General features: G+C 67.3%; 19 protein-coding genes. 10 read left to right on the top strand and 9 right to left on the bottom strand.

Annotation, left to right across the window (positions count from 1 at the left end):
* The 7 genes from NA11_RS20730 to hpf form a co-directional block, all read left to right on the top strand.
* A partial coding sequence (locus NA11_RS20730; RefSeq protein WP_084654860.1) for a bacteriocin fulvocin C-related protein occupies positions 1–641 on the top strand: 641 nt, incomplete at its 5' end.
* A gap of 61 nt (positions 642–702) precedes the next feature.
* Positions 703–1,350: a dTMP kinase gene (locus NA11_RS20725; RefSeq protein WP_069163596.1), complete on the top strand. Its 648-nt coding sequence runs from the start codon at positions 703–705 to the stop codon at positions 1,348–1,350.
* Positions 1,351–1,428: 78 nt separating this feature from the next.
* Positions 1,429–2,106 (top strand): MtrAB system response regulator MtrA, encoded by a 678-nt coding sequence (gene mtrA / locus NA11_RS20720; protein WP_069163595.1) that lies wholly within the window; start codon positions 1,429–1,431, stop codon positions 2,104–2,106.
* Positions 2,107–2,212: 106 nt separating this feature from the next.
* Positions 2,213–4,027, top strand: coding sequence for an MtrAB system histidine kinase MtrB (gene mtrB, locus NA11_RS20715; protein WP_245746009.1), 1,815 nt, complete (start codon positions 2,213–2,215; stop codon positions 4,025–4,027).
* Positions 4,024–5,823, top strand: coding sequence for an MtrAB system accessory lipoprotein LpqB (gene lpqB, locus NA11_RS20710; RefSeq protein WP_069163594.1), 1,800 nt, complete (start codon positions 4,024–4,026; stop codon positions 5,821–5,823). Before mtrB ends, lpqB begins: the two co-directional genes overlap by 4 nt.
* Before the next feature lie 92 nt (positions 5,824–5,915).
* Positions 5,916–6,560, top strand: coding sequence for a ComF family protein (locus NA11_RS20705; RefSeq protein WP_069163593.1), 645 nt, complete (start codon positions 5,916–5,918; stop codon positions 6,558–6,560).
* 183 nt (positions 6,561–6,743) lie between these two features.
* Complete coding sequence (gene hpf / locus NA11_RS20700) at positions 6,744–7,502, top strand: ribosome hibernation-promoting factor, HPF/YfiA family (RefSeq protein WP_069163592.1); 759 nt, start codon at positions 6,744–6,746, stop codon at positions 7,500–7,502.
* A gap of 75 nt (positions 7,503–7,577) precedes the next feature.
* Here hpf and NA11_RS20695 read toward each other — a convergent pair whose 3' ends face one another.
* From NA11_RS20695 to NA11_RS20680, 4 genes are read right to left on the bottom strand one after another with little or no spacing between them, the layout of a single operon-like run.
* Positions 7,578–8,708: an MAB_1171c family putative transporter gene (locus NA11_RS20695; RefSeq protein ID WP_069163591.1), complete on the bottom strand. Its 1,131-nt coding sequence runs from the start codon at positions 8,706–8,708 to the stop codon at positions 7,578–7,580.
* Positions 8,705–9,229, bottom strand: coding sequence for a hypothetical protein (locus tag NA11_RS20690; RefSeq protein WP_069163590.1), 525 nt, complete (start codon positions 9,227–9,229; stop codon positions 8,705–8,707). The genes NA11_RS20695 and NA11_RS20690 overlap by 4 nt, the downstream gene beginning before the upstream one ends.
* A gap of 49 nt (positions 9,230–9,278) precedes the next feature.
* Positions 9,279–9,725 (bottom strand): hypothetical protein, encoded by a 447-nt coding sequence (locus NA11_RS20685; RefSeq protein ID WP_069163589.1) that lies wholly within the window; start codon positions 9,723–9,725, stop codon positions 9,279–9,281.
* 1 nt (position 9,726) lies between these two features.
* On the bottom strand, positions 9,727–10,434 hold the full coding sequence (locus NA11_RS20680; protein ID WP_069163588.1) for a helix-turn-helix domain-containing protein: 708 nt from the start codon (positions 10,432–10,434) through the stop codon (positions 9,727–9,729).
* 318 nt (positions 10,435–10,752) lie between these two features.
* Here NA11_RS20680 and NA11_RS20675 point away from each other — a divergent pair, with 318 nt between their 5' ends.
* Positions 10,753–12,045 carry an acetyl-CoA C-acyltransferase gene (locus NA11_RS20675; protein ID WP_069163587.1) on the top strand — a complete coding sequence of 431 codons (1,293 nt, stop codon included), beginning with the start codon at positions 10,753–10,755 and terminating at the stop codon, positions 12,043–12,045.
* Positions 12,046–12,137: 92 nt separating this feature from the next.
* Positions 12,138–12,629, top strand: a complete 492-nt coding sequence (locus NA11_RS20670) for a GNAT family N-acetyltransferase (RefSeq protein ID WP_069163586.1) — start codon at positions 12,138–12,140, stop codon at positions 12,627–12,629.
* Here the strand turns inward: NA11_RS20670 and NA11_RS20665 are convergent, their stop codons facing one another.
* From NA11_RS20665 to NA11_RS20655, 3 genes are all read right to left on the bottom strand, one after another.
* Positions 12,630–12,863, bottom strand: coding sequence for a hypothetical protein (locus tag NA11_RS20665; protein ID WP_069163585.1), 234 nt, complete (start codon positions 12,861–12,863; stop codon positions 12,630–12,632).
* Positions 12,864–13,126: 263 nt separating this feature from the next.
* Positions 13,127–13,747 carry a 5,6-dimethylbenzimidazole synthase gene (gene bluB, locus NA11_RS20660; protein ID WP_069163614.1) on the bottom strand — a complete coding sequence of 207 codons (621 nt, stop codon included), beginning with the start codon at positions 13,745–13,747 and terminating at the stop codon, positions 13,127–13,129.
* A gap of 191 nt (positions 13,748–13,938) precedes the next feature.
* A complete protein-coding gene (locus tag NA11_RS20655; RefSeq protein WP_069163584.1) occupies positions 13,939–15,213 on the bottom strand; it encodes a fatty acid desaturase family protein in 1,275 nt (424 codons plus the stop codon).
* Between the two features lie 217 nt (positions 15,214–15,430).
* Between NA11_RS20655 and NA11_RS20650 the strand changes: the two genes are divergently transcribed.
* Positions 15,431–16,432, top strand: coding sequence for an endonuclease/exonuclease/phosphatase family protein (locus NA11_RS20650; RefSeq protein WP_069163583.1), 1,002 nt, complete (start codon positions 15,431–15,433; stop codon positions 16,430–16,432).
* A 58-nt stretch (positions 16,433–16,490) separates the two neighbouring features.
* Here NA11_RS20650 and NA11_RS20645 read toward each other — a convergent pair whose 3' ends face one another.
* Entirely contained in the window at positions 16,491–17,930 is a 1,440-nt protein-coding gene (locus NA11_RS20645; protein WP_069163582.1) for a fatty acid desaturase family protein, read from the bottom strand.
* Positions 17,931–17,999: 69 nt separating this feature from the next.
* Positions 18,000–19,157, bottom strand: a complete 1,158-nt coding sequence (locus tag NA11_RS20640; protein ID WP_069163581.1) for a ferredoxin reductase — start codon at positions 19,155–19,157, stop codon at positions 18,000–18,002.
* Between the last annotated feature and the right edge of the window lie 8 nt (positions 19,158–19,165).

Below are 19,165 nucleotides of genomic sequence, written 5' to 3'. Positions count from 1 at the left end.
AGGCCGCGGCCGAGCGGCCCGTCGCCGCCGGTCACTCCCGGCGCGGCGCGTTGCTCGCGGGGACCGGCGCGGTGTTCTTCGGCGCGATGATGCTCAGCCGCGGTTCCGGTTCGGCCGAGGCGGCCACTGTCGACCGCTGGCTGCAGGCCAACCTGGCCTCGCTGCCGCACGAACTCGACGAAATCTCCAGGTACCCAGTGGAATACCGCAGGGCGATGGTGCTGCAGCTGCCCGCCGAAGTGCAGAGCAGGCTGTGGACCGAACATCTGGCCAAGGCGCGTGCCGCGCACGATCGGCTCGCACCCGCACAGGACGCCGCGCTGCGTGCGGTCGAGGACCTGATGGCGGACCCGAACGCCTTCCGCAGTGCTCAGTCCGTAGCGCTTTCCGTGCAACTCGACACCGCGAGCGAGCGCATGCTCGCCGAATTCGGCGCGGCGGAGGCCCGGAAGATCATCGGCGTGCTCGGCCCGGACACCGCAGCGGGTGGCCTCACCGCGGTGGCCGCGGCTCCGGACTGCAATTGCAGCACCTCGAGCAACTTCTGCGACCGCGGGTGCATCGGCACGGTGCCGAGCTGCAACCGCGGCCGCGGCTGCGGGATCGGCTGGACGCGTACCTGCAACGGACGCTGCGGATAAGGGATTCTCGAACTGTCGGCCTGGATCAGGCCGACAGGCGGCGCCTACTACTCTGCTCGCCATGGGCGTGTTGATTGCGGTGGAAGGCCTCGACGGTGCAGGCAAGCGCACGTTGATCGACGGCGTCGGCGCACAACTACAGGCGCGCGGAATTCGGCTCGCGACGCTGGCCTTTCCGCGCTACGGCCGATCGGTGCACGCCGATCTGGCCGCCGAGGCGCTGCGCGGTGGCCACGGCGATCTCGCGGGCTCGGTGAACGGCATGGCGTTGATGTTTGCGCTGGATCGATCGGGCGCCCGCGACGAGCTGTCGAAGCTGTTGGCGGATAACGACATCGTGGTGCTCGATCGGTATGTTGCCTCCAATGCCGCGTACTCGGCTGCCCGCCTCGGCCAGTCGGCGGACGGCGAAATCGTGCGCTGGGTGGGGGAATTGGAGTTCGGGCGATTCGAGCTTCCGGTGCCAGCCCTGCAGATGTTGCTGGATGTGCCGACCGAGATCGCCGCCGAGCGGGCACGCCGGCGCGGCGAACTCGACGACAGCCGCGCGCTCGATGCCTACGAACGCGACGGCGGGCTGCAGCACCGCACCGGCGAGGTGTACCGTGAGCTGGCTGATCGTGACTGGTACGGGCCCTGGTGGAGATACCGATCCGGTGACGATCCAGCTACGGTGACCGCGCGATTCGCTGAACTTATTGCTCGATAGGGTTGGATGTGCCGCAGGTTCGCACCAGTGTTGGCGTGGCGGCCCGATCCTGGCCTGGGAGATGACAACATAGTAATTATGAAGCCGAAGATTCTGGTCGTCGACGACGATATGGCGCTCGCTGAGATGCTCACGATCGTCTTGCGCGGGGAAGGGTTCGACCCGCATGTGGTCGGCGATGGCACACAGGCCCTAGCGGCGGTTCGCGAGATCCGCCCTGATCTGGTGTTGCTGGACCTGATGCTGCCCGGCATGAACGGCATCGATGTATGTCGTGTGCTGCGGGCCGATTCCGGCGTCCCGATTGTGATGCTGACGGCGAAGACCGACACGGTCGACGTCGTGCTCGGGTTGGAGTCCGGTGCCGACGATTACATCGTCAAGCCGTTCAAACCGAAGGAACTCGTCGCCAGGGTGCGTGCGCGGTTGCGCCGCACCGAGGACGAGCCCGCCGAGCTGCTGTCCATCGCGGACATCGTGATCGATGTGCCCGCGCACAAGGTCACCCGTGGCGGCGCGCAGATCTCGCTGACCCCGCTCGAGTTCGATCTGCTTGTCGCACTGGCTCGTAAGCCGCGTCAGGTGTTCACCCGTGAGGTGCTGCTCGAACAGGTGTGGGGCTACCGGCATGCCGCCGATACCCGACTGGTGAACGTGCACGTGCAGCGACTGCGCGCGAAGGTCGAGAAGGATCCCGAGAACCCCGAGATCGTGTTGACCGTTCGTGGCGTCGGGTACAAGGCCGGACCGCCGTGAGCCAGCGCAGCGAGCGAACCGAGGACACAACGTGCCGAACGGCGTCGAGCGCCAGTGAGTCGCGGCTGTGACCGCTGGCTCCAGAAGCCGCCTCGAACAATCGCTTGTGGCGGCGAGGGCCTGGTTCACCGAGGTGGGTGTTGCCCTCGGGCATCTGTGGCAGCGCTCGCTGCAGCTTCGGGTCGCGGTGTCCACCATCACGCTGTCCTTGATCGTGCTCACGATCCTGGGTTTGGTGCTGACCGATCAGATCACCAACCGGATGTTGGACACCAAGATCAACGCGGCCGTGGAGGAGATGGCGCGCGCCCGCAACGCCGTGCACAGCCAGCTGGTCGGCGTCGGCACCCACGACACGAGTAGTTCGCTGACCCAGGCGCGCAACGAACTCACCAGCGGTGGCAGTCCGCAGACCGGCGTCGCGGGCAGCTACGACGTCGCGTTGGCGATGGTGGACATCGGGCAGCGCGAGGTCTCCGCCGGCCCGATTCAGGACGTGCCGGACGAGCTGCGCAAGTTCGTGCGCCGCGGCCAGGTCAGCCGCCAGTTCGCCACGATCTCGGACTCGAACGGGTATCACGGGCCCGCGCTGATCATCGGCAGCCCGAGCATCGAAATACCCACGCTGGAGACCTATCTCATCTTCCCGCTGGCCAGCGAGCAGCGCACCCTGTCGTTGATGCGCGGCACCATGCTGATCGGTGGCATCGTGCTGCTTGTGTTGCTCGCGGCGATCACCGCGTTGGTGACCAGGCAGGTGGTGTTGCCGATTCGGTCGGCCGCGCGGATCGCGGGCCGCTTCGCCGATGGCAGGCTCAAGGAACGCATGCTGGTCCGCGGCGAAGACGATATGGCGCGGCTGGCGCAGGCGTTCAACGAGATGGCCGAGAGCCTGTCCAACCAGATCACCCAGCTGGAGGAATTCGGAAACCTGCAGCGCCGCTTCACCTCCGACGTCAGCCACGAGCTACGCACCCCGTTGACCACCGTGCGCATGGCCGCCGACCTGATCCACGGCAGCAGCGACGATCTGGATCCCGCATTGGCGCGCAGCGCGGAACTGCTTGTCAACGAGCTGGATCGGTTCGAGGGACTGCTCAACGATCTGCTCGAGATCAGCCGCCACGACGCAGGCGTCGCCGAGCTGCAGGTCGAATCGCTGGATGTGCGGATGTGTGCGCGGGCGGCGATCTCGACGGTGCGGCACCTGGCGAAGGACGCGGGCGTCGAGGTCGTCATCGATCTGCCGGAGGATCCGCTGGTCGCCGAGGTAGACCCGCGCCGGGTCGAGCGGGTGCTGCGGAACCTGCTCGCCAACGCGATCGACCACAGCGAAGGCAAGCCGGTGCTGATCAGGATGCGCGGCGACCTCGACGCCAACGCCGTCTCGGTGGTGGTGCGCGACCAGGGCGTCGGCCTGCGCCCCGGCGAGGAGAAGTTGGTCTTCAATCGGTTCTGGCGCTCGGATCCGTCGCGGATGCGCCGCTCCGGCGGTACCGGCCTCGGCCTGTCGATCAGCGTCGAGGACGCGAACCTGCACGAGGGCAGGCTGGAGGCGTGGGGCGAGGTCGGTGTCGGCGCGAGCTTCCGGCTGACGCTGCCGCTGGTGCGCGGCAAGAAGCTCGGCGCGAGCCCGTTGCCGCTGGAGCCCATGCGCAGGCAGGTGCGCCAGGTCGAGCTCGGGGTCGTGCCGAATGCGACTGAGCCGGACAACGCGCCGGGTGTGGTCGCCACCGCGGCGGGGAACGGATCGTCGGGTGCCGCCGCCGCACCGACCGAAGCCGCCGCGCAGCTCAACAATTCGACGACGCAAGCGGGTACCGCGGCGCCGAAGGCGGGCGCGACCGCGTCGTCGGCGGGTGCCGAAGCCGGGTCGGCGGGTGCCGACGCGGCGAGTGAATCGGGGGACGTACCGTCATGAGAATGCGTGTCGGTTCTGCGAAGGTGCAGCTGCTGCTCGCGCTCCTCGCGGCGCTGGTGCTCGTGTCCGGGTGCGCGAGCCTGCCCGAATCCTCGGCGCCCCAGGCGATCGGCACGATCAACCGGGAACCGACCTCGGAGGGCCCGCCTGCGCCGACCCAGGGCCGCGAGCCCGACCTGCTGCTGCGTGATTTCATGCAGGCCACCGCCGACCCCACCAACCGGCATCTCGCGGCGCGCCAGTACATGACTCCGGCGGCCGCGGCGCAGTGGGACGACACCACGGGCATCACGATCGTGGAGAAGCCGGATACGTTGCGCGAGTCGCGAACCGGCGACAAGGCGACCTACCGGATCCGGGCGCGCCGGGTCGGCGAGCTGTCCCCGGACGGCGCCTACCAGGCCACCGTCGAGCCGCTCGAGAACAAGATCGAGATGAGCAAGGTCAACGGCGAGTGGCGCATCGATGAGCTGCCCGACGGGGTGGTGATCGACAACACCGCGTTCGGCAAGTCCTACCGGCGCTATGTCCTGTACTTCGCCGATCCGACCGGCAGCACCGTGGTACCCGACCTGCGCTGGATCTCGGTGCCCAAGGTGCAGCTGACCCAGCGGCTGCTCAGCATGCTCGGCGCAGGCACCCAGCCCGCGCTCGCCTCGGTGTTGCGCAACGAGCTCGCCGCACCGATCAGCTTGCGCAGCCCGGTCACCAAAGCCAACGGCGAAACGGACGAAGTCGGCGTCGGGCTCGGTGGGGTGAAGATCGACTTCGCAGGCGCGTCGACGCTCACCCCGCACGAGCGCGAATTGCTTGCCGCACAAGTCGTGCTGACGCTCGCAGGCGCCGATGTGCTCGGCCCCTACGTGCTGCTCGCCGATGGCAAACCGCTCGACGACCGGTTCGCCAACGGCTGGTCGGTTGCCGACGTGCAGCAGTACAGCCCGGCGACGTCCGGGCGCAACCAGGTCGGGCTGCACGCGCTGCGCGGCGGCGCGCTGGTGCGGGTGCCGGAGAACAACGGCGTGATCACGCCGGTTCCCGGTTACTTCGGCGCGGTGAACAACCTGTTGTCGGCCGCGATGTCGCCGGATGGTCAGCTGGTCGCCGGCGTCGCGGATGCCGGGCGGCCCGCGCCGGATCCGCCGCGGACGCTGATGATCGGCACCTACGGCGGCAACGCCTTTCCGGTCGCGGCAGGCGGGACCATCACCCGCCCGTCCTGGAATGTCGACGGCACGGCCGCCTGGGCGGTCATCGACGGCGACCGGGTGATCCGTGCCGTCAACGACCGCGCCACCGGCACCGTCTCGGTGCAGGATGTCGACATCTCGGCGCTCACCAGTTCGTCCTCGGCCCTGCGCACGCCCATCACCGAGCTGCGGGTCTCCCGGTCCGGGGTGCGGGCCGCGCTGATCGCGGACGGCAAGGTCTATGTCGTCGTGGTCGCCCCGACGCCGGACGGCCGGTTCGCGCTGTCGTCGCCGCTGCCGGTCGGTCTCGGCGCGACCTCTGCCGCGGTCTCGGTCTCCTGGTTCGGCAGCGACACCTTGCTCATCGCCCGCGAAGGCAACGTCGATCCGGTGAGCACCGTGTCGCTGGACGGCTCCGGATCGACCACGCAGACGAGCCGGAACGTGACCGTTCCGGTGCGCCAGGTGAGCGCCTCCCCGGAACACCAGTACGCCGCCGACTCCCGCGCGGTGCTCGAACTGACCAGCAATCCCGATGGCGGCGAGCCCTATTGGCGCGAGGTGCCCGGTCTCGGCGCGAATGCCGTTCCGGTGCTGCCCGGCTGACGACGGCGCCGGCGTAATCGTCTGCGCGGCACTGTGGGCGGTATGCGGTCGCCTGCGCATTTCGTGTCGGTGGGCAGGTGCACACTCTGGCGATGCGGACCCTGCTGGATCTGATCTTGCCTGTGTCGTGTGCGGGGTGTGGCGTGGCGGGCGCGGGGTGGTGTGCGCGGTGTGCCGCGGTGCTCGCGTGCCCGCCGGTACGGGTGCGGCCGCGCACCGATCCCGGGGTGCCGTGCTGGGCGCTCGGACCGTATGCGGGGCCGGGGCGGCGGGCGGTGTTGGCGGCCAAGGAGAGTGGGCGCCGGGATCTGGCGGAGCCGCTCGGGCTGGCGTTGGCGGGTGGGCTGGCCCGGTTGCGCTCGGCGGATCGGCCACTGGTGCTGGTGCCCGCGCCGAGCCGGACGGCGGCCGCGCGGCGTCGCGGCGGAGATCCCGTGTTGCGCATGGCGCAAGTAGCCGCGAGTTGGCTGACTGATAGCCGGATGGTATCCGTGTTGCGGGTGTGGTGGGGTGTGCGTGATTCGGTGGGCTTGACACCGGGTGAGCGGGCTCACAATCTGCGTGGTCGAGTGACGACGATACCCGGTTCCGTGGCACCGTGCACGATCCAGGAAAACGCCGAGGTAGTGCTGGTCGACGACGTCTTGACGACCGGTGCGACGGCCCGCGAGTCGGTGCGCGCGCTCGCCGAATCCGGCATACCGACACATGCAGTATTGGTTACCTGTGCTGCTTGACTCCGGGAAATTTGCGTGAACACTGGCGCACTCCCGAATGTCGTACTAGCGTCGCGATCACACACCCGAACCGGGAGTTTGGAGGTGGCGCCTCGGACATCATGTGCCGAGAGATTTCGTCGCTCGGCACGGCTCATCCCGCCGCACGCACTTGGTCTGTGCGGCCATATTCGGGAGGTACGCGTGACGACTTCTTCACGACCTTCAGTGCACGATGCTGATCCTTCGGTGCTGGCAGATCGCACCATGGACGTGACCGAGCAAGACATTGCGACCCCATCAAGGACGCCCCGCGCGGACGTCGTGGTGAAGGGGCGAAATGTCGAAGTGCCGGATCACTTCCGAATCTATGTCGCAGATAAACTCTCCCGGCTGGAACGCTTTGATCCGTCGATCTTCATCTTCGATGTCGAGCTGTTCCACGAGCGAAATCGTCGGCAGCGCAAGAGCTGCCAGCGCGTCGAGATCACCGCACGCGGCAAGGGCCCGATCGTCAGGGCCGAGGCGTGCGCCGACAGTTTCTACGCGGCCCTCGAGTCGGTGACCGCCAAGCTGGAGAGCAGGCTGCGCCGCACCAAGGATCGGCGCAAGGTGCACTACGGGGACAAGACCCCGGTGTCGGTCGCCCAGGCTACGGCAGACCTGGTTGACGATCAGCTGTTCGCACTGTCGAACGGGAACACCACGGCGCACGACCACCCCGACGGTGGCGGCCGAGGCCGCGCCGACGAGCTCGTGCAGACCCCGGAATATGCGGCCGGGCCAGGACATATCGTCCGCACCAAGGTGCACACCGCGACCCCGATGTCCGTCGACGACGCCCTCTACCAGATGGAACTCGTCGGCCATGACTTCTTCCTCTTCCAAGACCGAGAGACCGACCGACCGTCGGTTGTCTATCGTCGGCACGCCTTCGACTACGGCCTCATCCGGCTCGCATAGAAGGCTCCTGTTCGCCCGCCGCTCCGGGTGTTCAGCGCGCCCGTTGAATGCCCGGAGGATGGCCAGGAAGCGAAATCACGTGCCGCGTACCGCATCCCATCTGGGGCCTCGCGCCTTCGCGCCGGGCAAGTGCGACAGCGGCCGATCGCGATTCCAGACGTGCGCGAGTTCGAGTAGCTGACGAACGTCGGAGTCGATGTCACCGGTATCCACCGTGCGGTGCCCCGCATGTCGCGGGCTCGGGTCGGACCCGTGGTCCTTCGCCATGATGGCGCGCGCGATCAGTCGCGCGTAACGCTCGGGGCGCTGCCCGGTGTCGTCCTCGGCGGGGACGTACCGGTGCAGGTGCATCAAGGCATCGCGGATCTCGACCGTCATCCGCACCAGCCGTGCGTCGGACCCGACCCGTGTATGTGGTGCGAGCACGATCCCCGGCACTGCGGCGGTCAGGTCGCGCCACAGTGGTTCGAGCTTGCGGCACGCCCGGCCCGAGCGATCCCAGCCTGCGCGGCTGCGCAGCGATACGACCAGCGGCACCGCCAAGATGGCGGAGCCGAGGAATATCGCGCTGTAGTTCGATGCTGCCCAGCGCACCAACATGGGATCGTCGACCGTCCGCCAACCCGCGAATTCCACCACGGTGATCAGCAGGCCGCCGCAGCCGACAAGCATTGCGGCGAGCAGTATCCCGTACACAACTCGCTCGTGCGTGGCGAGGCCGTCGGAGCGCAACTCCCTGGTCGCCACCCGCCAGGCCAGCCGCCCGCACGCGATCAGCGGGATCCACATGAGCACAATGGCGACGCCGGTTTCCCAGTTCGCGAGCGCGCCGATCAGCCTGCCGTCGTTGCGCGCCGCGGTTCCGGCGAGCAGGATGCCGACGACAGTGGTCGCGCCGACCAGGTCGTAGCGCCATTGCCTGGCGCGAGCGGTGTCCGGCTCGGCGCCTGCCCACAGTTTCGCGGTGCCATACAGATTCGCGTTCATCATCATGATCGCGCCCATGGAGAGCTGGTGCATCAGGCTGAAGTGCTGCGGCGCGAGGCTGCGTTGCCACAGCACAAGGCAGAGCAGCGCCCACCCCAACGCCCTGTTGAGCAGGCGATCGATCAGAGTGTCGTGCAGGACGATCCGACGGGCCAGCGTGACAAGCCCGACGAACGCGATCACCGGGACCGCAAGAGACAGCGGGATCGGTGAGGTCACCGTCGACGGTCGCGGAAGAATGTCCGGTGCAGCAACGAGTCTCGGCGCGGGGGCCGCATGGCGTGCAGCATCACCATGTCGGCGAAGGTTTCGGCATCGCGTTCGCGGCTGGTGCCGTAATCGGTGCGGCCGAGTACGTGCGCGATGGATTCGGGCGAGATCGAGGGCAGCAGTTCCGCGACCGCGGCCACGGTGGGGGTGCTCGATGCGGGATGCTCGTCGGTCGGCTGTTCCGGGCCGTGGCCGAGCAGCATGTGCCCGAGCTCGTGCACGATGATGTGCTCGGCATGCCATTCGGTGGTGTCCGCGCCGTAGACGATGACGTCGCTGTCCTGCTTGGCAATCCACAGACCGCTACCTGTGCCGCAGCCGCTGCCCGCGAGCAGTGCGGTATCGATCGGGAGCAGGCTGATGCTGCGGCCTCGATACTCCGCGACATCGTCCAGATAACTCGACAGATCCCACGGCTGCGGGATCGGAAGGTCGCGGGTCAGGTTCCGGAACCGGGCCTGCATGGCCATTCGTTGTATCTCCTACACCAAGCTCAGTTCCCCCGTGTAGGTCAGGATCTTACCGACTCGGCGGTTCGGATCGATCAGTGCTCTCGATGATTTTCGCGAGGATTGATTGGTCGATGTTCGAACCACGCAGTGCGATGCTCGCGACGTTGGCGTCGCGCATGGTCGCGAGCAACTCGAGTTCGCGGTCGATCGCGGCGGCGGCGGGGCCGGTGGTCGTGAGGTAGTCCGCGGCCACGCCGAAGCTCTGCGCGATCGCCGCCAGGATGTCGAGCTCGACTGTCGCCGAGGCCTTTTCGCTGTCGAACTCGCCTCTGCGTAGTCGCTCCAGATAGCTGGACGGCAGCGGCCGGTGCAGGTATTCCGCGGCCTGTTCGGCCACCGTCGCGGTGCTGCGCTCCGGTGCGGAGCGCGGGTGCACGACCGCGAAGAGTCGATTGATCTTGTGGCTCAGCATGAGCGTTGCTTCCGCCGGCGCACCGTTCGTCATCTCCGTCATCTCAGTACCCGCCGTTTCGACTCGCGGACGTGACCATGTTGGCAGCCACCCACCGTGCCCGGAAGTGGGCTTCTGTCGCAGCATCTACGTCCTCCGATCGTCCGGCCAGCCAGCGCCGGTATCGCCGTTCCTGCAGTTCGGTGCTGTCGCTGGCTTCGGCGGGCACCTCGAGCAGGTGCGCGAACGCCATTTCGACGAGTGGGTGCAGCTGTCGGCCTGGACCGCCGTTGCGTTCCAGCATCGTGGTGGCATAGCGCGCCGAGAGCTTGGAGACCACCCGGTTGAGTTCGGCGATCGCCGAGACGACCTGCGCGTCGGTGGTTCTGCCCTGTTCGACCGCGTCGTTGAGCCTGCCCGCGGTGGCGAGCAGTCCGGTGAGGTCGGCGATTTCGAAGCGGATCGAGTCGGGCCCGGCCACCACGGATTCGCCGGGCAGGCGGGGGTCCGCCACGGGTTCGTCGGCGGCCGGGGTGCCGCCCGCGTAGGTGCGCGCCGCGCTGCCGGGCAGCCAACGCAGCGGCGCGTCGAGTTTGTTCAGCGTGTGCGTGCTGATCGCCGCGTCGCCGTCCTCGATCTTGCGAATCGTCGGTGCCGAAGGTCCCCCGAGGTCGCCGATCTGTAACTGCGTGAGTCCGAGCTCGTCCCGGCGTTCCTTGATGATTCGGCCGAATCGCTTCTGGCGCCGCGACAGCTCCGAAGGGCTATGCATAGTGCGTTTCAGGGTATGCGTGGCCAGGGTTGAAAGCAAATCAATAGAAAAAGTTTGAAAAGTTAGTGGAAATATTGTTACGCTGCTGAGGCGCCGAGTTACACCGAGATCGACCTTGCGGAGTGTTCCGGAACGAGCAGGGGCGTTCGCCGGAACGGGCGCCTCCGGTCTGTTGCGCAATGGCGCGTGGCAGGCCGGGTTAACAGCGGCGAGGGAGGGGATTGCCGCTGGCACGGGATCACCGTCGGCGAAGGGGGTCGACGGTGAACTTACTTTGGAGTAAGTTTGGTGGTCAGAGATCTTTCGAAAGGAAATCGCATGGCCACCAAGGCTGCTCGCCGTGCCGTGATTGTGTCCGGTGCGCGCACGCCGTTCGTGCGTGCGTTCACCGGATACACCCGCATGGATTCCATCGCACTTGCCGACGCCGCGGTGCGCGGTCTGCTGGAGCGGACCGGGCTGCCCGGCGCGCAGGTACAGGCCATCGTGTGGGGCGGCGTCATCCTGCCGAGCGCGGCGCCGAACATCGCCAGGGAGATCGCCCTGGATCTGCGGCTCGACCCCGGTTGTGAGGGGTACACCGTGACCAGGGCGTGCGCCTCCGGCCTGCAGGCGGTCACCGCCGCCGCGGCCGCGATCGAGCGCGGCGAATACGACATCATGATCGCGGGCGGCAGCGATTCCACCTCGAATGCCGAGGTCAAGCTGCCGCAGAAGGTCGTGCATGCTGCGGCGCCGCTTGCGCTCGGCAAGCCGAAGCCCAAGGACTACCTGTCCGCGGTGGCACAGCTGGCGCCGTTCACCGACCTGCTGCCGAGCAGGCCGAAGATCGCCGAGCGCACCACCGGCGAGGTGATGGGGGAGTCGGCCGAGAAGATGGCCCGCATCCACGGCGTGAGCCGAGCCGACCAGGACGAGTTCGCCGCCCGCTCGCATCACCGCGCCGCGGCCGCCATCGATTCGGGCCGCTTCGACGACGAGGTGCTACGGGTGCGTACCCCGGAGGACACCGAGATCGCCCGCGACGGACTCGTCCGCGGCGACACCAGCGTCGCGAAACTGGCCAAGCTGAAGCCGGTGTTCGCCGAGAACGGCACCGTGACCGCGGGCAACGCCAGCCCGCTCACCGACGGCGCCTCGGCAGTGCTGCTGATGAGCGAGGAGAAGGCGCAGGCGCTCGGCTACCGGCCGCTCGCCGCGTTCCGCTCGTGGAGCTACGTGAGCGTCGATCCGACCGACCAGGTGCTGATCGGTCCCGCGATCTCGATGCCGCGCGCGCTGGACAAGGCCGGAATGTCGTTGCGCGACATCGACTTCGTCGACATCCACGAGGCATTCGCCGCGCAGACCCTTTCCGTGCTCACCGCGCTGGCCAGCGACGAGTGGGCCAAGACGCGGCTGGATCGCGACACCGCCGTCGGCGAGGTCGACATCGACACCCTCAACGTGCACGGCGGCTCGGTCTCGCTCGGCCATCCCTTCGGCGCCACCGGTGCCCGCATGGTGACCACCATGGCCAACGAGCTCGCGCGGACCGGCAAGAACGCTGCGCTGCTCGGCATTTGCGCGGCGGGCGGCATCGGCGCCTCAGCGGTGCTCGAACGCGTCTGAGCTCGGGCTGGATGGGCGCTCACCGTGCGAGCGGTGGGTAGCCCGTCGAAAACCGGTTGAGCCGTCGAGCGGTTGCGCAGTACGAATTGCGGATGATCGATTCGACTGTTTCCACCGCTCGCCGCGTCGAGCTCCGCCGAATCACCGGCGACACCGTCTATGAGGTGTGCAAACTCAGTGACACGCTGTCGGAGGAGCAGCACGATTTCGTGGCCGACAACGGCATCTCCATCGCCGAGGCGCACTTCTCGGACGTCGCGTGGTTCCGCGCGGTCTACGCCGACGACAAGCCGGTCGGCTTCCTGATGCTGCATCTGGGGCTGGACGAGGACGAACCCGATTCTCGAGGTGTCTTCCTGTGGCGCTTCATGATCGCGGGTCCCGCGCAGGGACGTGGGATCGGGCGCGAGGCGATCACCATGCTGGTGGCTTGGCTGAAAGCGCGCGGCACGAGCGAACTGTATGTCAGCTACGGCAAGGGACCCGGCAGCCCAGAAGGGTTCTATCGATCCCTCGGCTTCGTCCCGACCGGGCGGATGCACTCGGACGCAGAAGAGGAATACGAGGCCGTGCTGCGCTGGTAGTCAGCGAGTGCGGCGGGGGCGGTGCGGCGGATAGGCCGGGAAGGTGCCGTCGGCGGTGGGTCGGACACGCTGGGTGTCCGGCTCCCGCTTCGGGCGAGCCTCGTCGGCGATGATCCGCAGACACGTGTCGTGATTGGATTCGCCGGGGCGGCCCTCCCGGCGCAAGCGCAGCATCGCATGTGCCAGATCGATGCCAAGCTCGTTCGACAGCCGCACGGCGTCGACGTTGGCCATGGCAAACCTCCTGAGCCGATGAAACGCTGCCTTCGTAATGGATCCGTTCTTGACGTACCCAGTCGGTGGGCAGTCGAATCCCGGCGCCCCCGACCAATTTTCGGCCCGGTTGGTCTGGTGTGGTCGGGATCCTGTGTCTACCACGCCGACCAGCGGCTACGGCAGCCGATATGGGCGAATCGGCGCCGCTGTGATCATTTCGGTACTTGCTCGGTATCGGGCCGACGTGTTCCGGCCGGGTGTGCGGCGCAGTCGCGTGCGCGTCAGGCGCGGAAGGTCTCCTGATGCACGGCGTCGGTCAGCGGTCGACCGGTACGCCAGCCGAACCGTTCCAGGTCGGGCACCTGCTGAAATTCGTGGACCGGCCCGACGCACAGCCACGCGATCGGCCGGATGCCGTCGGGCAGGCCGACGAGCTCGGTGAGGAACTCGGGGTCGTAGAAGGAGACCCAGCCGACGCCGATGCCTTCGGCGGTCGCGGCGAGCCACAGATTCTGGATCGCGAGCACGGCGGAGTAGACGCCGGTTTCGGGGACGGTGGCCCGGCCGAGCACCTGTGGCCCGCCGCGACCGTGGTCGTAGCTGACCACGATGCCGGTGCCGCTCTCGACAATGCCCTCGATCTTGATCGGCGCGAAGGTCGTGGCCCGTTCCTCAGGCAGCGCGTCGCGGAACTCGATCCGCTTGTCCGCCACATGCTCGGCGAACTTTCGCAGCGTGCTCGGATCGCGCACCACCACGAAATCCCACGGCTGCGAGTTGCCGACGCTCGGCGCCCGATGCGCGGCCGCCAGGATTCGCCACAGCGTCGCATCGTCGACGACGTCGCCGGTGAACTCCGCCCGCACATCGCGCCGCAGCCGAATCGCGTCGTACACACTCAGCCCGTCAGCATCCACCCGCCCAGTCAACCAGCCTGGGCGTCACCGGCTCTGCACACCCTCCGCCACAGGTTGGCCGCTGTGCCATGGCTGTGGGCCCAGCCGGCGGCCGTGCGCGCTCGGCGGTCACCGAGCACGCAAACGCCGCACAGCAACTGCTCGAGCTGTGCGGCGTGCGGCGGCTCTCTGGGTGACTACCTGGCGAATTCGGGTGCGCGCTCGACGGTTTCGGTGCGGCGGGCGAGGCGGCGCTTGCCCGCGGCGAGGGCGGTGCGCAGGCCGCGGCGCTTGCCGGTCACCGGATCGATGACGGGGGTGGTGTTGCCGCCGAACTTGCGCTCCGAGGCGGTCTCGGGGGCGTCGTCGGTCGTGTCGCGCAGGTACTTGTTCGGCAGCGACAGCTTCACGATGGTCCGCCACGCCTTGAAGTACTGCACCGGCAGCGAGCCGGTGGTGTAGGGCAGGTCGTACTTCTCGGCCAGCGCCCTGACCTTGACCGCGATGTCCGCGTACCGGTTGCTCGGCAGGTCGGGGAACAGGTGGTGCTCGATCTGGTGGCTGAGGTTGCCGGTCATGAAGTGGGTGAGCGGGCCGCCGGAGATGTTGGCGCTGCCCAACATCTGCCGCAGGTACCACTGGCCCTTGGTCTCGCCGTCGATGTCGGCCTTGGTGAACTTCTCTGCGCCATCGGGGAAGTGGCCGCAGAAGATCACCGCGTTGGACCAGACGTTGCGGATCGCGTTGGCGGCGAGGTTCGCGGTGAGCGTGCTGACGAACGCGGGCCCGGTGAGCGCAGGGAAGATCACGTAATCCTTGAGGATCTGCTTGCCCATCTTGGTCAGCGCCTCGTTGCGCTTGCGCTCGAACTCGACGCGCTCCTGGCTGCCCGGCTTGAATCGGCCTGCGGCCAGCTTGCCGAGTTCCATGTGCTGAATGGAGACGCCGTACTCGAACAGCAACTGCAGCACCAGGTTGTAGACCGGGTTGCCCAGGTTGAACGGCTTCCAGCGCTGGTCGCGGGTCACCCGAAGCAGGCCGTAGCCGATGTCGTCGTCCATGCCGAGCACGTTCGTGTACTTGTGGTGCAGGTAGTTGTGTGTGTGCTTCCAGTGCTTGGCCGCGCCCGCGTTGTCCCATTCCCACGAGCTGGAGTGGATTTCCGGATCGTTCATCCAGTCCCACTGCCCGTGCATGGTGTTGTGCCCGATCTCCATGTTCTCGATGATCTTGGCGGTGCTGAGCAGGGCAACGCCCGCGAGCCAGGCCGGCGGCAGGAAACTGGCGAAAAGAACACCGCGCCCGCTGATTTCGAGCGCGCGCTGTAACCGGATGACGTTGCGGATATACCGGGCATCGCGCTCGCCGCGCGACGCCTCGATATCCCGCCGGATCGCATCGAATTCCGCGCCGAGTGCTTCCACGTCGGCCTCGGTGAGATGTGCGTATTCCTTGACATCCGAGATCGCCATGCCGGCTACAGTACCGTAACTTACGACACCGTAGGTTACGAGGACCTGAACGGCGATGTGGCAAATCCCCCATTGCCAAGGCGCCTCGGTGATGGTAGATCAGCAAGTAGCCAGCATGTAACCCGAACGTTCGTTCGTCGAATTTTTGCCTGAAGGTCACGCGAAGTTTCGAATCTTCGCCTAACTTTCGCCTTCCCAACGAACGGAGTTTTGGATCATGCGATTATGCAAGGCGATGCTCACCGCGCTGTTACTGGCGAGCATCGTCACTGTGGGGGGTGCGCCGGCGGCCCATGCCGACGACGACAAGCGCGTGCGCGTGCTGACCTGGAACATATTTCACGGCGGTCGCGAACCGACACCCGCCAATCTGAACGACCTGATCGATCAAGTCATCGACATCAAACCGGATGTGTTCTTCGCCGTAGAGACCTACGGCTCCGGCGAAACGATCACCGACGCGTTGACCGCACGGGCGAACAACGGCCGCTACACCGGCGTCAAGATCACCGACCGCCCCGCAGGCAGTGACAACCTCTGGATCTTCACCAAATACGACGTCGTCGCGACCTACCCGAAGCCGCAGGGCGGCCCGGCCAGCGACTTCCACTTCGGTGGCGTGCGGGTGAAGGTGCCGAACAGGGGTGAGCTGAATCTGTTTGCCACCTGGCTGACCTACACCGACCCGTGGGACGGCTACCTCATCGACGAGAACGCGATCGACCTGCGCGACGGGCGCACGCCACGGCACTCCGTCGACGATGTGGTGCGCGCCGAGCGGGCGCAGACCCAGTACATCACCGACATCATCACCACCCAGCTGCCGAAGATGCTGGCAGGCAACACCGCGCCGGTCGTGCTCGGCGGCGACTTCAACACGCTGCCCGCCGCGGACTGGACACCGGATCAGGGCAAGTGCCCCAACCACTTCGGGGCGAGCTATCCGTTGCGCGCGACGAAGGTCGTCACCGACGCAGGCTTCGTCGACACCTTCCGTGCGGCGAATCCGGATGTCTGCTCGGCGCCGGGCCGCACCTGGAGCCCGCTGCCCACCGAGAAGCTGATCACCCAGCAGCGGATCGACTTCACCTTCGCGCGCGGCCCGGTCGAGGTGCGTGCGTCGCGCATCGTCGACAAGCGGATGCCCAAGCACGGTGCAGGCGAGTTCTACTCCGACCACGCCGCCGTCGTCAGCGACCTGAAGGTGCGCTGGCCGTAGGCCGGTCATCGATGCACAGAGCCGGGAGCGGCAACGCTCCCGGCTCGTGGTCGATTACTCAGCGGCGCTTGCGATTACGCCACATCGCCCGCTCACGCACGGCCTTGCGGCGCAGCGAAGCCTGCTCCTGGCGGGCCCGATCCTGCAGCGCGAGGGTGGCCTCGCGCAGCACGACCTTCTCGTGCTCGGCCTTCTCGCGCAGCGCGCGTTTGGCCTCGCGGAGCATCTCCTTCTCCTGGCGTGCCTTCTCCTTGAGCACCACCTTGGCCTCGCGCATGGCCGAGCGCAGCCCGCGCCGCTGCCCGGTCTCCGGATCGACGCCGAGCCAGTGCGCGGTGTCCGAACTCGGCAGCGACGGCAGCGTGATGCCTGCGAACTTGCGCTCCGAGGACGTCTCCGGCGCGTTGTCGGAGGTGGCCTTGAGGAACCGATCCGGAATGGCGAGCTTGTGGATGGTCCGGAAGGCGAGCAGGTACTGCTTGCCGAGCGAGCCGGTGGTGTAGGGCAGGTCGTACTTGTCGCAGAGTTCGCGCACCCGCACCGCGACCTCCGAGTACCGGTTGCTCGGCAGGTCGGGGAACAGGTGGTGCTCGATCTGGTAGCAGAGGTTGCCGCTCATGAAGGCCATCACCGGCCCCGCCTTGAAGTTGGCACTGCCGAGCATCTGCCGCAGGTACCACTCGCCGCTGGTCTCACCCTCGAGCTGTTCGATGGTGAATTTCTCTGCGCCGTCGGGGAAGTGGCCGCAGAAGATCACCGCATAGGCCCAGAGGTTGCGCACCAGGTTGGCGGTCGCATTGGCCTTGAGCGTCTGCTTGAACGCCGGGCCGGTGAGGGCCGGGTAGAGCAGATAGTCCTTGGTCACCTGGCGGGTGATCTTGCGGCCGAAGTCAACGTTCGGCTTCGACATGACCTCCCAGCGCGGGGTTTTGGACAGCTCCTTCTCGATGCTCCAGTCGTGCAGCGCGATGCCCCACTCGAAGGTGGCCGCGAGCACCAGGTTCGCCAGCGGCTGCACCAGGTGGATCGGCTTCCACGGCTCGTCGCGGGTCATCCGCAGGATGCCGAAGCCGAGGTCCTCGTCCTTGCCGAGCACATTGGTGTAGGTGTGATGGGAGTAGTTGTGCGCCCGCCGCCACTGCGACGAGGGCCCCGTCATATCCCATTCCCACGAGCTGGAGTGGATCTCCGGATCGTTCATCCAGTCCCACTGCCCGTGGCCGACGTTGTGCCCGAGCTCCATGTTCTCGATGATCTTGGCGACGGACAGCAGCGCGGTACCGGTGAGCCAGGCCCAGCGGTTGCGGCTGCCGAACAGCACCGCGCGCCCGGCCACCTCTAGGCCGCGCTGCGCGGCGATGGTGCGCCGGATGTACTTCGCGTCACGCTCGCCGCGAGATTGTTCCACCGAGCGCCGGATCGAATCGAGCTCCTGACCCAGTGTCTCGATGTCGGCCGCCGTGAGGTGGGCGAACGCCTGAATATCGGTGATGGCCACCGGGGTCCTTTCCCTCTCGATTTGATTCGAGGGTACCTAAGGCATGCCTGCCTCAGTGTTACCCACGTCTCACACGTCGAGCGTGCAGTTGCCCGCCGCGGCCGAGATGCAGGTCTGCACCTTGTCGCCCTCGCGGTGCTCGTCGCCGTTGCGCAGGTCGCGCACATGCCCGGAACTCAGTGTGACGACACAGGTTTGGCAGATGCCCATGCGGCAGCCGAACGGCATCTGCACGCCTGCGGCCTCGCCCGCCTCCAGCAGGCTGGTCGCGCCGTCCACGTCGCTGGTCCGGCCGGTCTTGCCGAAGGTGACGGTGCCGCCCTCGCCGACCGCGCCTCGCTCGATCTCGAACCGTTCCACGTGCAGCTTGTCCGCGATACCCGCGTCGCGCCAATGATGTTCGATCTCGTCGAGCATCGCGGCAGGACCGCAGGCCCAGGTGTCGCGCTCGCGCCAGTCGGGGAACTTCGTGTCGAGCTCGGCCAGCGCGAACTTGCCGTTGTCGCCGGTGAGGTGCAGGTGCGAGGTGAAGGTCGGGTGCCGGTCGTGCAGGTCGCGCAGTTCGGCGCCGAACATGACGTCCGCTTCGGTGCGCGCGGAGTGCTGGTGCACCACGTCGGTGACCATGCCGCGGCGGTCCATCGCGCGCAGCATCGACATCACCGGGGTGATGCCGCTGCCCGCGGTCAGGAACAGCACCTTCGGCGGCGGCGGGTAGGGCAGCACGAAGCCGCCCTGCGGCGCGGCGAGCCTGACCACGGTGCCCACCGGAACACCGCTGACCAGATGGCTGGACAGGAAGCCCTCCGGCATTGCCTTGACGGCGATCGAGATGACCCGCTTGCCGCCCGCGCCGGGATCCGACCAGTTCGGCGGACAGGTCAGCGAGTAGGAGCGCCAGTGCCAGCGCCCGTCGATCAGCACGCCGATGCCGATGTACTGGCCCGGCTGGTATTTGAAGTCGAAGCCCCAACCCGGCTTGATCACCAGGGTGGCGGAATCGGCGGTTTCCTTGCGCACGTCTACGACGCGCCCGCGCAGCTCACGCGCCGACCACAGCGGGTTGGCCAGGTGCAGATAATCATCGGGCAGCAGCGGGGTGGTGACCCGCGCGACCGCGCCGCGCAGCACGTTCAATCTGCCGCCACGTTCGGCGACGCTCGCCGCAGGCGCCTCCAGCCATTCCCGGACGCCGCGCACGGAAAATCCCCCTCGTTTCGAGCTCATCGCTGCCG

The sequence above is a fragment of the Nocardia altamirensis NBRC 108246 genome, from assembly GCF_001612685.1.
Taxonomy (GTDB): Bacteria; Actinomycetota; Actinomycetes; order Mycobacteriales; family Mycobacteriaceae; genus Nocardia; species Nocardia altamirensis.
The sequence above is the reverse complement of the archived record's forward strand: the minus strand, read 5'-3'. Positions and strand labels throughout refer to the sequence as shown.

Coding starts and splice junctions, on each gene's coding strand:
- NA11_RS20725 (WP_069163596.1), top strand. CDS start 703: ATGGGCGTGTTGATTGCGGTGGAAGGCCTCGACGGTGCAGGCAAGCGC.
- mtrA (WP_069163595.1), top strand. CDS start 1,429: ATGAAGCCGAAGATTCTGGTCGTCGACGACGATATGGCGCTCGCTGAG.
- lpqB (WP_069163594.1), top strand. CDS start 4,024: ATGAGAATGCGTGTCGGTTCTGCGAAGGTGCAGCTGCTGCTCGCGCTC.
- NA11_RS20705 (WP_069163593.1), top strand. CDS start 5,916: ATGCGGACCCTGCTGGATCTGATCTTGCCTGTGTCGTGTGCGGGGTGT.
- NA11_RS20690 (WP_069163590.1), bottom strand. CDS start 9,229: ATGGCCATGCAGGCCCGGTTCCGGAACCTGACCCGCGACCTTCCGATC.
- NA11_RS20685 (WP_069163589.1), bottom strand. CDS start 9,725: ATGACGGAGATGACGAACGGTGCGCCGGCGGAAGCAACGCTCATGCTG.
- NA11_RS20680 (WP_069163588.1), bottom strand. CDS start 10,434: ATGCATAGCCCTTCGGAGCTGTCGCGGCGCCAGAAGCGATTCGGCCGA.
- NA11_RS20675 (WP_069163587.1), top strand. CDS start 10,753: ATGGCCACCAAGGCTGCTCGCCGTGCCGTGATTGTGTCCGGTGCGCGC.
- NA11_RS20670 (WP_069163586.1), top strand. CDS start 12,138: ATGATCGATTCGACTGTTTCCACCGCTCGCCGCGTCGAGCTCCGCCGA.
- NA11_RS20665 (WP_069163585.1), bottom strand. CDS start 12,863: ATGGCCAACGTCGACGCCGTGCGGCTGTCGAACGAGCTTGGCATCGAT.
- NA11_RS20655 (WP_069163584.1), bottom strand. CDS start 15,213: ATGGCGATCTCGGATGTCAAGGAATACGCACATCTCACCGAGGCCGAC.
- NA11_RS20650 (WP_069163583.1), top strand. CDS start 15,431: ATGCGATTATGCAAGGCGATGCTCACCGCGCTGTTACTGGCGAGCATC.
- NA11_RS20640 (WP_069163581.1), bottom strand. CDS start 19,157: ATGAGCTCGAAACGAGGGGGATTTTCCGTGCGCGGCGTCCGGGAATGG.